Annotated in this window: 7 protein-coding genes and 1 pseudogene; 6 read left to right on the top strand and 2 right to left on the bottom strand. The window is 67.7% G+C overall.

Annotated features, from left to right (window positions below; genetic code table 11):
• The first annotated feature begins 84 nt into the window (after positions 1–84).
• On the top strand, positions 85–234 hold the full coding sequence (locus ACL9RL_RS14240; RefSeq protein ID WP_422780922.1) for a hypothetical protein: 150 nt from the start codon (positions 85–87) through the stop codon (positions 232–234).
• Between the two features lie 130 nt (positions 235–364).
• Here the strand turns inward: ACL9RL_RS14240 and ACL9RL_RS14235 are convergent, their stop codons facing one another.
• Positions 365–2287 (bottom strand): glycosyl hydrolase family 28-related protein, encoded by a 1923-nt coding sequence (locus ACL9RL_RS14235; RefSeq protein WP_422780921.1) that lies wholly within the window; start codon positions 2285–2287, stop codon positions 365–367.
• Between the two features lie 385 nt (positions 2288–2672).
• Here ACL9RL_RS14235 and ACL9RL_RS14230 point away from each other — a divergent pair, with 385 nt between their 5' ends.
• The 5 genes and pseudogenes from ACL9RL_RS14230 (at position 2673) to ACL9RL_RS14210 (ending at position 8406) form a co-directional block, all read left to right on the top strand.
• Complete coding sequence (locus ACL9RL_RS14230) at positions 2673–3587, top strand: ABC transporter permease (protein ID WP_422780920.1); 915 nt, start codon at positions 2673–2675, stop codon at positions 3585–3587.
• Positions 3588–3592: 5 nt separating this feature from the next.
• Positions 3593–4612, top strand: coding sequence for a carbohydrate ABC transporter permease (locus ACL9RL_RS14225; RefSeq protein WP_422780919.1), 1020 nt, complete (start codon positions 3593–3595; stop codon positions 4610–4612).
• A gap of 133 nt (positions 4613–4745) precedes the next feature.
• The gene (locus ACL9RL_RS14220) at positions 4746–6377 is read left to right on the top strand and encodes an ABC transporter substrate-binding protein (protein WP_422780918.1); all 1632 of its coding nucleotides are present in this window, start codon (positions 4746–4748) and stop codon (positions 6375–6377) included.
• A 225-nt stretch (positions 6378–6602) separates the two neighbouring features.
• A pseudogene (locus tag ACL9RL_RS14215) lies at positions 6603–7985 on the top strand (peptidoglycan D,D-transpeptidase FtsI family protein); the annotation flags it as partial.
• 19 nt (positions 7986–8004) lie between these two features.
• Entirely contained in the window at positions 8005–8406 is a 402-nt protein-coding gene (locus ACL9RL_RS14210) for a penicillin-binding transpeptidase domain-containing protein (protein WP_422780946.1), read from the top strand.
• Positions 8407–8612: 206 nt separating this feature from the next.
• Here ACL9RL_RS14210 and ACL9RL_RS14205 read toward each other — a convergent pair whose 3' ends face one another.
• Positions 8613–14840, bottom strand: coding sequence for a hypothetical protein (locus ACL9RL_RS14205; protein ID WP_422780917.1), 6228 nt, complete (start codon positions 14838–14840; stop codon positions 8613–8615).
• Positions 14841–14942 lie beyond the last annotated feature (102 nt).

The following is a 14942-nucleotide window of genomic DNA, read 5'->3' as shown; positions in this document are numbered from 1 at the left end:
CCGGGGTCCAGCGGTCGGTCCGGAAGGCTCGGTGGCGCACCCCGGGCGTTGTCAACCGACCGACTTCGTGCAACAGTGTGTGCCATGAACGAGATGACGGGTGTGCACGCGCTGGTGGTCCTCGCCGTCATCGCGCTGCCCTTCATCGCCGTCGCAGGGGTGACCTGGCTCGTCGTGCACCTGACGAAGAGCCGCACCGCACCGCCACCTCCGCCGGCACCACGCGGCGACTAGCGCGGCGCGGGCGAGTGCGCGGAGCACGGGAGAAGGTGAACCGCGCGAGAGAATGCCTGGATCGCAGATTCGGACCTTCTCTCGCGCGGTTCTCCTTGTCTCAAGACGGTTCGCGATGCGGGGAGGTGCGTCAGGCGGACTGACGCCGAGGCCGTGAGGAGTCCACGACGGTGAGCTCGGGGAGGTCTTCGAGGTGGTTGAGCGCGAGATGCAGCTCGCGCACGTCGCCGAGCACGAGAACCGGGTGGAACCGCTCGGTCGGCGGGTTCTCGGTGGCTCCAGCGGCACTAGCAGCACCAGCGGCACCGGCCACCACAGCAGCACCGGGCGCCGCGACCAGCTCGTTGCCCTCGAACCGCACGGACTCGACGTTCTCCGCCTCCAACACCCGGTCGTGCGCCAACACGAAACGGTTCCCACGGACATCGAGCCGACCGTAGACCGCCGCCGCCGGTAACGCGTCCGTGTTGGTGACTTCCAGGGTGATCGCCGGCCCGCCGGACTCGATGAACTCGTTCCCGGTGATCACGATCTCGGGACTCGGCCCGGTCTCGAACCACTCGCCAGCATCCGAGCTGAGGAAGATCGTGGGCATCGCCGACCGTTCGAACACGTTGTCGGCGATGAGGATCGGCTTGCGGCTCGTCGCCAGCACACACCGGACGGGCGAGTTGCGGAAGACGCTGCCCCGGATGACGATCTCCGGTGTGAGCGTCGTGTTCTCCAACACCGCCCTGCCGCCGCCGCGCACCTGGGCGAGCAATGCCTCCGGGAGCTCGTCGCGGAATCGGAGCACCGTTTCGAGCAGGCTCCCCGTCGACCCGACGCCACCGAAGCCGTCCGGACCGTCGACGGACTCCACCACGAGGTCGTCCCCCAGCGCATCCTGGGTCGCTCCGGCGAGCGCCGAGACGAGGTGCCCCGGACGGAACTGCGGGAACCCGCCCGTCTCGTCGTGCTGGAACGACACCCGCACGGTCCTGGCGTCGATGACCTCGTCGACCTCCAGGAACGTGCCGTGGATGTTGATCGGGTCGTCGTGCGGGTTGTCGAAGACGCAATCGGTCACGGTGACCGTCCCGCCGACACCGGAGAACTGCAGGAAGTCGGCGAAGCCTGCCGTGTACCGACCCTCGCTCCGCGGCGCCTCGAATCGGACGGCGTCGACCGTGAGGTCTGAGCTCATCTGCGCGACGAGCCCGAAGCCGTGCAGGTAGCGGACGTCGAGGTCGCGGAATGTGACGTCCTCCGTGTCGACCACGAGGATCCCGGGGTGATCGCGCGTCGTCTCCCGCATCTGATAGACGAGTCCCTGATCGGTCGGGGCCGCCGCGTCGACGCCGTAGTCGAGACGGACGAGGCCGTCGCCGAGGTCCGTCGTGGCGACGACGTCGGTGAAGACGGGGTTGTCTGCGCGGTAGGACCGCCCGGCGGCCGGGTCGTGGATCTGCGTGTAGACGAGTGCGTCCCAGCCGGTCCAGTAGGGCGTGCCGTCGAGGCTCGCCGATGAGCGCCACTGGATGTGACCGGCCGCATCGCCGGCGCCATCACCGACGGCATCACCGATGGCGTCGCCGAGGGAGAACGGATTCGCCGACGGGATCGACAGCACCCGGTACGCCCGACCGCCCGCGAGCCCGCTCTCGACGACCGTCGCGTCGATCACGGTCGGCACGTCGAAGTCGATGCTGAACCCCTCGATCACGATGCGGGAACTATCGATCACGGCGATCGTCGTCTGCCGGCCCGCGAACACGAGCGCCGACCCGTTGCCCTGCAACCGGACATCGTGGAGTCCCTCGACCAGCACGCCGATCGACTTGTCGCGGAACGCCTGGTCGACGCCGACCGTGTTCGACACGTACAGTTCGCGCCGCTGCGCGCCCTCCGGCCGGAAGAGATAGGTGCCGGTCGGGAAGTCGACGATGGCGGGCGCGCGCCGCCCCGCCTCCGCCAGGGCCGCCCACACGGCGGGAGCAGAGTCGTGCTCCCCCGTCGGATCGGCGCCGAAGTCGAGGACGGAGACGACGGTGGGCTGCGCGGTGGTCGTCATCGTCGACTCTGCTCGCTTTCAGTTGGAGACGGGATGGGCCGCCATGGCGGGGTTGGTGGCACCGCAGGAACCGGCGCATCCCAGGGTTCCAGAGAACCCCGGGTCACACCACCAGCACGCGGCATACATCTGACGTTACCCCTTCGGATGGATTCCTGCAGGCCGCCGAAATTCTCATAGACAGCCGATAACGCCGAAAACACGGCAATTTCTTGCAGTCCGACGGGTAGACATCGGATCAATGTGTCGGCGAAACATCCGAGCTGTGTAATGATGTGCTGACAAATAGTCATACATCGAGAGGTAGTCAAAGATGGCGCTCAACGTTGAGCAAGCGCCCCCGCTGAGGGTCAGCCGGAAGCAACCTCCGGCCAAGCGTCCTCGAGTGACCGGACGAGCCAGAGCCGCACGAAGCTTCCGCCGCCACTGGCAGCTGTACGTCCTCATGATCGTGCCCATCGCCTACTTCATCATCTTCAAGTACGTCCCCATGACCAACGCGGTCATCGCGTTCAAGGACTACAACCCGGTCCAGGGGATCTGGGGCAGCCCGTGGGTCGGCTGGAAGCACTTCGAAGCCTTCGTCTCGAACCCCGCGTTCTGGCGGCTCCTGCGGAACACCTTCATCCTCGCCGCCTACGTCCTCATCGCGAGCTTCCCGATCCCGATCATCCTCGCGCTCGCCCTCAACGAGGTCAGGCACCGCTTCTTCAAGCGCTCCGTGCAGATGATCACCTACGCGCCGTACTTCATCTCCACCGTCGTCATCATCTCCATGACGATCCTCATCCTCTCCCCGCGCATCGGCCTCCTCAACAAGGGGCTCAACATGTTCGGCATCGCATCGGTCGACTTCCTCGGCGACGCGGAGTTCTTCCGCAACATCTACGTCGTCACCGACATCTGGCAGACGACGGGCTACTCGGCGGTCATCTACATGGCGGCCCTCGCCGGGGTCGACCAGTCGCTGTACGAGGCGGCACGGGTCGACGGCGCCTCCCGCATCCAGAAGATCATCCACGTCGACATCCCCGCGCTCCTCCCGACCGCGACGATCATCATGATCCTCGGCGTCGGCAACATCATGGCGATCGGGTTCGAGAAGGCGTTCCTCTTACAGAATCCGTTGAACCTCTCGCAATCGGAGATCATCGCGACGTACGTCTATAAGACGGGTCTGTTGAACGCCGACTTCAGCCTGGCGACGGCGATCGGGTTGTTCAACTCGGTCATCAACCTGATCCTCCTGCTGATCGTGAACGCCGTGGCGAAACGCGTCACGGGGAACGGGCTCTGGTAACCGCCATGACGAATCTCACGACGAATTCCACCAACGTCCCGGACGAGACGACGACCGCCGCGATCGTGCTCCGCAAGACCCGCGGATCACGCGGCTCGCGAGGCTCACGCCCCTCCCGTCGCGACATCGCACGCGCGGAGCGCTCCGTGCGCATCAAGGACAACTCCACCGACCGCGTGTTCATGGTGGCGGTGTACATCCTGCTCACGACGTTCCTGCTGGTGGTCCTGCTGCCCATCATAAACATCGTCGCCTCCTCGCTCAGCAGCCCGGCGGCGGTCTCCTCCGGCCGGGTGCTGTTCTGGCCGGTCGACTTCTCCCTCCGCGGCTACGAGGTCGCCCTGAGCGACCCGCAGATCCTCACGGGCTTCGCGAACTCCGTCTTCTACACGGTCGCGGGCACCTTCGTGAGCGTCGTCCTGACGATCGCGATCGCCTACCCGCTGTCCCGCAAGAACCTGTGGGGGCGAGGCTTCATCACGAGCGGCATCATCTTCACGATGCTGTTCGCCGGCGGTCTGATCCCCGCGTACCTCGTGGTCCAGTCCCTCGGGATGCTCGACACCAGGTGGGCGATGATCCTCCCGCAGGCGGTCGGCGTGTGGCAGGTCATCATCGCGATGGTCTTCTTCCGCAGCTCCATCCCGGAGGAGCTCTTCGAAGCGGCGGAACTCGACGGCGCGGGCGACCTCAAGGTCCTCTGGCGGATCGTCCTGCCCTTGTCCAGGCCGCTCATCGCCGTCATCGCGCTCATGTACGCGATCACGCAGTGGAACTCCTACTTCGATGCGCTGCTCTACCTGCGCAGCTCGGAACTGTATCCGCTGCAACTGGTCCTGCGGAACATCCTCATCCTCAACAACTCCGGCGGCGGCGACATCGCCAACCAGATGGAGCGCCAGCAGCTCGCAGACCTCCTGAAGTACTCACTCATCGTCGTCTCGACGGTGCCGATGATGATCGTCTACCCGTTCGTGGCGAAGTTCTTCACCAAGGGCATCATGATCGGCGCCGTCAAGGGCTGATCCGGCGCCCGGACATCGGCTCCCGGTTCCGTCCGCACCTCCCCACACGTTCAATCCGCTCCACCGCACCACGCACATCCCATCCACAGCACTGCCGGAAACGGCACCCACTCAATGAAGAGGAGCACCTCCAATGCGTCCGAAGTTCACCAAGATCGCCGTCGCGGTGGCCGCACTCGCGGTCACGGCGCTCGCGATGTCCGGCTGCTCGCCAGCCGCGTCCGACAACGGGAAGTTCACCGTCTTCGCCCCGCAGGGCGCCGACGGCAAGCTCTCGAAGAACGCGTTCACGAAGGTCGTCGAGGACAAGTTCGGTCTCGACTTCGACTTCCAGACCACCACGTACGACAACGGTGCAGCCAAGGAGAAGCGTCAGATCTCCCTCGCGAGCGGCGACTACCCCGACGCGTACATGCTGATCTCCTGGGTCGACACCTTCTCCCAGGCCGAGATCCTCAAGTACTCCAAGCAGGGCGTCATCGTCCCCCTCGACGACCTGATCAAGAAGTACGCGCCCAACATGACGAAGGCGCTCGACTCCGACCCCGAGCGGCTCAAGGCGATGACGGCGCCAGACGGTCACATCTACGGCATCAACAGCTGGAACGACTGCTACCACTGCTCGTACCCGAACAAGCTCTGGCTGAACTCCGCCTGGCTGAAGAAGCTGGGTCTCGCGCAGCCGACGACGACCGAGGAGCTGCGGACCGTCCTGCGCGCCTTCAAGACGCAGGACCCGAACGGCAACGGCATCGCGGACGAGATCCCGCTGAGCGGTTCGATCAGCAACTCGATCATCCCCTACCTCATGAGCGCCTTCACCTACTCGCCGATCGGCGGCGACAACAAGCCGGCCCCCATCGTGCTGAAGGACGGCAAGGTCACGATGCAGGCGACGACAGACGAATGGCGCGCCGGCCTCGAGTACATCCAGTCGCTGTACGCGGAGGGACTCATCGACAGCGGTGCGTTCACGCAGAACTCCGACGCGCTCAAGGCGCTCGGCGACAATGCGGACGCCGTCATCGTCGGTGCCGCCACGATGACGCACCCGGCCATCCTCACGACCCTCGGTCAGGCGGACGGACGCGACAAGCAATACGACGCCGTTCCGCCGCTCACCGGCCCGAAGGGTGTCAGGACGGCGACGTTCCAGTCGTCCATCGACTCGAACGCGATGTTCGTCCTGACGAACAAGTCGACCGAGAAGGAGCGCATCGCCGCCATCAAGATGGTGGACTACCTCTACACGCTCGACGGTCAGCTGGCCGGTCAGTTCGGTGCGGAGGGTGTCGGCTGGAACCCGCCGAAGGCCGGCGACGTCGCCCTCGACGAGTCGCTCGAACCGCAGTTCTCCCGCATCTCCGGCAGCAACCGCAGCGGTGAGGTCGCGTGGGATGCGCTCGCGCAGTACTACAGCCCGCAGTCGTTCCGGAACTCGGAAGCGGTGTCGACCGACATCTACGACCCGAACGGCTACGAACGCCGCCTCTTCCAGGCGACCAAGGAGTACGACGGCACCGCGCCGAAGGACGAGATCTTCCCGTTCAACAGCCTGTGGCCCGACCCGGAGACATCCGGCGAGCTCGCGACGCTGCAGACGAACATCACGACGTACATCACGCAGGCGAACGCCGAGTTCGTGACCGGTCAGCGCAACATCAACGACGACGCGGCCTGGAAGTCCTACGTCAAGGACCTTAACGACCTCGGGATGCCCCGCTACCTGGAGATCTGGCAGAAGATGTACGACGCCGGCAAGTAGCCGTCGCACACCGTCGAAGCACCACCACCCGGGGTAGCGCGATGCGCTCGCGCACGCGCTACCCCACACCGCGAGCGCGGGTCGGATACGGCCCGCGCTCGCGGCGTTCACCCGCGCTCACGGCGCGCCCGGGGGCGCGAGGCGCGCGCGGGCGCGGGCGCGAGGCGACCTGGGAAGCGCCTCCATGCTCACCATCAAACATATGTCTGCGCTTAGACTGGGACGATGAAGCGTCGTGGCAGGCTGGTCGTCCGGCGACGACCCGGGGACTCCCGTCGCCGCCGGACGACCGGCACCCTCGTCATCGTGTGCGTCGCCGCCGTCCTGTTCGGCGGACGACTCGTCGACATCCAGGTCCTCCGCGCCGACGAGCACAACGCCGACGCCCACGAACGGATCGGTGTGCAGACCGCCGGCGTCCGGAGCGAACGCGGGCGGATCCTCGACCGGGACGGCGCGGTGCTGGCAGCATCGGTGCTCCGATTCGACCTCACCGTCTCCCCGAAGGACGCCAACACCTTCGAGCGCACGGCCGATGGCGTCTCGACGACCGTCACGCGCGAGCAGGCCGCAGCCGACATCGCATCCGTGACCGGCCAGGCCCCGGAGGACGTGCTCGGCGTCATCTCCTCGGCGCTCGAAACCGACCGGGCGGCGAACTGGGCGATGCTCGCACGAGGACTCACGCAGGAGCAGTTCGAACGCCTCGACGCACTCGACATCCCGTGGACGTACTTCGAGGAGCGGCAGGCACGCAGCTACCCGAGCGGAGCCGTCGCCGGCAACCTCGTCGGCTTCGTCGGAGCTGACGGCACCGCGCTGGCCGGCATCGAGCTCCAGCACAACGACTGTCTCGACGGCGAGGACGGCTCGTCGAGCTACATCAGGAGTGCGGACGGCGTCCCGCTCCCAGGCACCCGCCGCGACACCCCGGCACGGAACGGCGACGACGTCGTCCTCACGATCGATGCCGAACTCCAATGGCTCGCCCAGCAATCGCTCGCAGCGCGTGCAGAGGAGGTCGGAGCCAGATGGGGCGCCGTGACGGTCATGGACGTGCAGACGGGTGAGCTCCTCGCCGTCGCCGAGTACCCGAGCGTCGACCCTGGCGACGTCTCAGCGAGCGCACCGGAGGATCGCGGGTCGCGGGCGTTCACGGCGCCGTTCGAGCCGGGATCGACCTACAAGACCCTCACAGCGGCCGCACTCATCGAGGAGGGCGCTGCGGGGCCAGGCACGGAGATCCTCTCCCCGTACCGCTACATCGCCCCGAACGACGCCGACATCAACGACACAGAACTGCACGGCGACCTCCGCCTCACCCTGACCGGGGTGATGGTGGAGTCCTCGAACACCGGTATCTCTCAACTGGGCGAGCGCCTCTCGGCCGAGACCCGCGCCGGCTACTTCACCCGCTTCGCGCAGGACCGCGAGAGCGAGGTCGACTTCCCCGGCGAGTCCGGCGGGATCCTCGCCGACGTGGACGCCTGGGACAACCAGACCACGTACACGACGATGTTCGGGCAGGGCTTCTCGACGACCGCGATCCAGGGCGCCAGCCTGTACCAGGCGATCGCCAACCGCGGGGTGCGGATGCCGGTGTCGCTCGTCGCGGGATGCCGCAGCGATGGCGGGAGCGTCGATGCGCCGGGTGGCGCAGGGGGGGGAGCGCGTCCTCTCCGAGTCGACCGCAGAGCAGGTCGCCCTCGTCCTGGAGGCCGTCGACCGGGAGAGCTGGGTCGCCGACCAGGTCGCGATCCCCGGGTATCGCGTCGCCATGAAGACGAGTACGGCGCAGCAGCCGGACGGCTCTGGCGGGTACAGCACGAGCTATCTGGTCTCGATGGCCGGGTTCGCACCGGTGGAGGCGCCGCGGTACGTGGTCACGGTGAACCTCGCCGACCCGGTCGACATGAACACCTCGGCAGCAGCTGCACCCGTGTTCCGCGATGTGCTGACCTACGCGTTGCGCGACGGTCTCGTCCCGCCGTCGACCACATCGCCGCCGGATCTGCCGCTCACGTACTGAGCCGACGACGCCCGAGCGATCCGCGCCACGGGTGTCCATTCACAACTCAGGAGCGGACTCGGCGTGTCGCCGCGACGCGCCGTGAGCGCGGGTCGACACGCCGGGGTGCTCCTGAATTGCGAACGGACGGACGACGCCGGGTGACATGCGTGTGGCCGTGAGCCGCTGCGGTGCGCGCAGCGGCCCACGGCCACACGGGTGGCTCATCAACCGATGAGCGCTCCCTGCTCGCGGCGGCGACGGGCGGAGACCGCCAGCCACGCGCCTGCGAGGAGGAACAGGCTCGCCGCGAGGATCGGCAGGACGGGGTCCGCACCGGTCGAGGCGAGCTTCGTCGCGGTGGTCGTGGTCGTGCCGTCCGGGTTGACCATGACGGTCACCGTGAACGTCGCGACACCGATCAGCTCACCAGCGGCGTCGACGACCGCGATGCGGTGCTCACCGGCCGGCAGACCGGCAGGCAGCGTGATCGTGACCTTCCCGGCTGCGTCGACGAGCGACCAGCCGACCCACTGCGGCGTCGAGTACACCGTCGCGCCGACGTACTGTCCGGCGTGCGAGACACCGACGTCGAGCGTCACGGTGCGACCCGTGATGCCGTCGATCGTGACGTCCGTGTTGGGCGTCGCGCCGTTCAGCTGCTCGTCCGTCAGCGGCTTGGGAGCCGATGCCGGAGCGGTCAGCGTGATCGCTGCAGCGGAGCTCGTGACCGAGCTGCCACCCGAGCCGCCCACCGTGGTGGGGATCGCGTTGCCCACCACCGCACGGTAGGACTCGCCGTTCCGGACATCACCCGGAGCGACGGTGAGCGTCGTCCCGGTCGCACCAGCGACATCGGCCCACGAAGTGGCACCGAGCGCCTGCTTCTGCCACTGGATGGCTGGAGTCGGCGATCCGGCCACCGCGACCGTGAACGATGCCTCGGCACCGCTCGCGACCGTCACAGCGACCGGCTGCGCGGTGATGCTCGCCTGCTCGCCGACCGTGAGGGTCGCAGCGCTCGAGCGGACCGCGTCACCGACACCGTTGGTCACGACCGCGCGGTACTGGTTACCGTTGTCGGCAGCCGTGTACGCGACATCGAGCGTTGTGCCCGCCGCGCCATCGAGTACCGCCCACTCGCCGCCCGGAACCTGACGCTCCCACGAGACCGTCGGGGCGGGGCTGCCCGCGACACCGACCGCGAACCGCGCGACCGGCGAACCCGTCACCGGTGCGACCGGACCGGTGACCGATGCCGGCTGCGCCGTGATCGTCGCCGGGGTGGTGACGGTCAGGACGGCCTGCTCGGAAGTGACGGTGCTGCCGATGCCCGCGAGCGATGCGTCGGTGATCTCCGTCGGGATGGTGCCCGCGACGATGGCGCGGTACGCGGTTCCCGAGTTCGCGAGCGCTGCAGAGACCTGCAGGGTCGCGCTCGTCGCACCGGCGAAATCGGTCCAGGTGGACGCACCGGCCGCGAGCGACTGCCAGCGGACGGTGGTTCCCGTTCCGGTGAAGGCGACGGTGAAGTCGACCTTCGTCCCGTCGAGGGCCGTTACCGCCGCCGGCTGTGCCGTGATGGCCGCCGGGGTCCCGACCGTGAGGGTCGCGACGTGGCTCGTCGCGCTCTCGTCTGCCGTGTTGGTGACGACGGCGCGGAACTGCGCACCGTTGTCGGCCTCGGTGTAGGCGAACGGGTAGGACGCGCTCGTCGCACCGTCGACATCGGTCCAGTCGGACCCCGTCAGGCGCTGCCACTGGATCGACTTCAGCGCGGGCTGCGCGGTCGCCTCGATGCCGAAGGTCACCGATGCAGCACCGGTCGCCGGGGCGACGGGGGCGATATAGCTCGTCGGCTGCTTCGTGATCGCAACGGCCGTGGTCTGGACGGTGAGGCCGGCTGCCGCACTCGTGACCGTGAACACGGAACCGTTGACCTCGGTGGGGATGGAGCCGGTGACGACCGCGCGGAACTGCGCACCGTCGTCTGCCTTCGCCGCCGTGATGCTCAGCGTGGTCTTCGTCTCGCCCGCGAGGTCCTTCCAGGTGGAAGAACCGGCGTCGAGCCGCTGCCACTGCACTGCCGCGTCATCGCCTGCGACGCCGACCGTGTAGCTCGCGGTCTGCTTCGGAAGGACGTTGGCCGCGACCGGCTGCGAGGTGATCGCCGGCGCGTTGCCGACGGTCAGCTTCGCGGCGTCGGAGGTGACAGGCGCGCCGAAGCCGTTCGTCACGACCGCACGGTACGAGGTGCCGTTGTCCGCTGCGGTGTACGCGACGTTGAGCGTGGCTGCTGCCGCACCGTCGATCGTCGTCCACTCACCGGAGCCGACGCGCTGCTGCCAGCTGATCTGCGGCGTCGGGGCACCCGTCGCCGCGATCGTGAAGCTCGCCGTCGCATCGCCAGTCGCAGGCGTGACCGGTGCGGTCACGTTCTTCGGCTGGGTGGTGATGACGGGTGCGCCCTGACCGGCGATCGGGAGGACGATTCCGGCGTCGTAGCTCCGGTCGGTCGTGTTCTTGTTGAACACCACGGCGGAGTACGCGACGTTCGGGTCCAGCATGCCCGGCTCGATCGTAGGCACGAAGGTGAAGTACCCCTTCGTGAAGTTCCACTGCGACTGGATGTCGTTCTTCCAGACCGCGTCGGGAGCCGTGTAGGTGGCGCCGCGCGCGTTCCAGCTCGCCGTCGGAACGACCGCGACCGTGACGTCGGCGGTCGGGTCGGGGAACCCGCCTCCGCGGATGTAGACGTTCGTCTCCACCGTCGGGTCGATGACGCCGGTGCCAGGGAGGCTCTCCGGGGCGACAGCGACGGTCGGCTTCGTCGGCTTGGGCAGGACCCGGAGGGTGGCCGGCTTGCTCTCGATCGTGTCGTAGCCGTTGGTGACGTGCAGGCGGTACAGCGCGCCGTCGTACGACTCGGGGATGTCCGAGATCTGGTAGTTCGAATACGGCTGGGCCGGCGCGAGGTCGGTCCACGTCTTGCCGCCGTCCGAACTGAGCTGCGGCGTGTACGACGGGTCGGGGAACCCGCTGACGTACGCGCTCAGGGACAGGTCGGAGCCCGCGAAGACGGTCTCATCGCCGACGGGGTACTCCTCCACCAGCGGCACCTGGGCCTTCACCCGGAAACGGGCAGGGTCGGAGTCGACGGACAGGCCGTCGTTCGTGATCCGCACCTTGACGTACGTCTGGTCGTTGGTCGCCGGGGCGTTCGTGACCGAGTAGTCCGCTGACGTCGCACCGGCGATGTCGGTCCAGGTGACCCCATCGGGCGTCTGCATCCACTGGTAGTGCAGGTCCTGCTCGCTCGTGGCCTGGACGGAGAAGGTGGTGTCCTTGCCCGTGACGAGGCTGACGCCCTTCGGCTGCTGCGTGATCGTGATCGGCTTGAGCGTCGTGTACGGCGGGATTCCACCGTTGAGGCTCAGGCCGACGCCGGTCGGCGGCTTCAGCGGGTCGGCGCTCAGACCACTCGTGTGCCAGTAGCTGGACAGGCCGCTGCGGTACTGGAAGTCGACCATGTCGGTCGGCCAGGAGCCCCAGTTCGGGTTCGCGGCCTTGGCTGCGTCCGGGATGGCCGATGCGGCTTCACGGCCGGAGTTCGGGTCGTTCGCGTGCACCAGACGGTGGTAGTCGACACCGGCGTAGACGGGCGTCGAGGTGATCGTGTCGCCCGAGATCGAGACGTTCTTGAGGTTCAGGATCGTCATGTCCGGCTCCGGCGGGAGCGGAACCTTGACGTTCGGGTCCTCCATCGACGCCGCGAAACCGGAGAGCTGCGCCTTCATCACGCCGTTGCCGGCTGCATCGATCGTGAGCTTCGGGTCCGTGACCGACCATGGAACGAGGCCGCCGTAGGAGTTGATCGTGAACGATCCCTTCCACTGGATGACGGTCTCGCCGGTGTCCGGGTTGGTGGTTCCGGTTCCGTTCGTGAACAGGACGCGCTGACGTGCGTCGCCGTTCTCGATCGGGGTGCACCGGTTCTCCTTGGTGACCTCGATGGCTGCACCGTTCGAGGCGCGCTTGATGAGGACGACATCGCCGTCCATCGTCTTGTAGGTCGCGTCGGTGCCGTCGGCGATGCCCGCGACGAAGAAGCTGCACGCGCCATTGGCGGACGCGCCCTGCGAGACCGCGTTGATGCCCCACTCGAAGGTCGCGTGCTCGACGGGCTTCAGCACGACGGGCTTCGGGACGACGGTCAGGGTGACGACGTCGGAGGTGACGGTGCCGGCGACCACAACGCGGAACTGCGCGCCGGTGTCGGCCTTCGCAGCCGAGAGGCTGAGCGTCCGGTCGGTCGCGCCCTGGACATCTGCCCAGTCGGTGCCGTTGTTGCTGCGCTGCCACTGGTAGCTGACCGGGTTGCCAGAGGCGTTGACGGTGAACGCCGCGGCCTTGCCCTCATCGACCGTGACGTTCTTCGGCTGCGTCGTGATCACGGCAGGGGTCTGCGCGAGCGAGACGGTGAAGGGGAGCGTCGGCTTCTTGAGGTTCAGGCCGGTGCAGCTCGTCGTGTAGTAGTGCGTGCGGACCGAGGACGGGACGAAGTTGATCCAGTCGGTCGGCCAGGCGCCGCCGATGCCGTCGCAGAGGTTGTTCTTGACGACGCCGTCGACGGAGTAGGTGCGGCCGGCGTACTCGGGGACCACGGAGATGACGCCGTCCTTGAGGGTGACCTTGGAGAGGGTGACCGTCGTGATGCGGGTCGGGCCTGCCGCCGGAGTCGGGTTGCCGGACATGTCGACGCCGGCCGGGATGTACGCCTCGAAGCTGAGCGAGCCGGTGCCGTCGGGGTTGATCGTCAGGATGGGCTTGCGGAGCGTCTCGTCCGGGGCGCCGAACTGGCCGCTGTACGCGTTGATGACCCAGTCGCCGGTGTCGGCCCAGGTGATGGTGCCTGCGCCGGTCGCCTCGTCGAGGGTTCCCGTGCCGCCGTCGAAGCGTGCGAGTGTGAAGGCGGTGTCCTTGTCGGTGTCGCTTCCGGTGACGTCCTTGCCGTTCTTGGTGGTGAGGCTGACGTTCTTGCCGTTGGCCTTCTGCGACCACGGGCCGAAGACGCCGTACTGCGCGTACGCGGTGTACGCCCACTCGAGCTGGGCTCCGGTGACCTCGATGGTCGGCTTCGCAGCGACCGTGAGCGCTGCAGCGTCGGAGGTGACGGGCTTGGCCGCCTGGTTGTCGACGATCACGCGGAACGATGCCGCATTGTCCGCCGCGGTCGCGGTGAACGTGTAGCTCGCCGAGGTCGCTCCGTCGATGTTCGCCCAGTCGGTGCCGTTGCCGCTGCGCTGCCACTGGTAGCTGAGCGGTGCGTCACCGGCTGCCGTCACCTGGAACGACGCCTGTGCGCCATCGGCCACGGAGGCAGCGACGGGCTGGGTCGTGATGGACGCAGGGACGATCGTCGGCGTCGGAACCGCCGTGTACGCGATCGAGAGCGGCAGGGTCGGCTTCGGGCGGTCGGCGCTGCTGCCGCTGGAGTACCAGTACGCGGCCTGGCCGGTCTGGACCTGGAAGTCGACGAACGACTGCGGGAAGGAGCCGGCGTTCGCGCCGCCCATCTCCTGCGCCGGGATCGACGGGTCGGTGGTGATCTGCACACCGAGGTAGTCGGGGGTGACGGTGAAGCCCGTCGGGGTGACCGTCACACCGGAGAGGCTCGCGATGACGACGCCGGGCTTCTCGGGGAGGACCACGAACTTCGTCGGGTCGTTCATGTCGGTGCCCCAGCCGCCGAGGGTCGCGGTGACCGTTCCGACGCCGTCGGAGTCGACGCTGAGCTTGGGGTTGACGATGTAGAACTGGGTCAGGCCCTGGTAGTAGGCGACCGTGAAGGTGCCGGTCCACTGGATCTCGGCGGTTCCGGCCGATGGGTCGACGGTTCCCGTTCCTGCGCCGATGACGACCTGGTGGTCGCTGTAGACGGCGCTCGTGGGGGGCGAGATCGGACCGCCGGTCGCCGAGGTGCGGAGGCCGGCCCAGGTGGCGGCCGCGTAGCTGCCGTCCGCCTGCTTCTTCTCGATGCTGACGTTGCCCTGGTGCTGCGACCACTGCGCTTCGGTCATCTTCGATGCCGCGCCGGTCTTGTCGATCTTGCCGGCCGCGAGCAGGTTGATGCTGCCGTCGAACGCGGAGTTGTTGGTCTCGTTGTTGATGCCCCAACGGAACACGGCGTCGGAGACGGTCGATGCGCCGACGGGTTCCGCTGCGGTCGCCGGTGCTGCGGCGGTGAGGCCGACGGCGACCACGGCGATGGAGGTCAGGAGGGTCGTCGCGGTGCGGAAGAGGCGACGACGGCGTGGTTCGCCTGGGGTGGCGTCGCGTCGGCTGCGCGACCGGCTGCGCGACGGATTGCTGGGCGGACTGCTGGGCGGGCTGCTGCTGATTCCCCCGGCTGCTGCGCCTGGGGCGCTGCCGGGAGTGCTGCTCGGAAGTGGCACGACGGACTCCGTTTACTGTGACGAAGGGAACGCCTGGAACCGTCGAGGTGACGGGCTCGCTCGGACGAGTCGATCCAGGCCTGGTTAGCCTAGCCTTAACTA

The organism is Plantibacter sp. Mn2098 (assembly GCF_049319745.1).
GTDB lineage: Bacteria > Actinomycetota > Actinomycetes > Actinomycetales > Microbacteriaceae > Plantibacter.
This window is presented reverse-complemented; position numbering and strand designations above follow the sequence as displayed.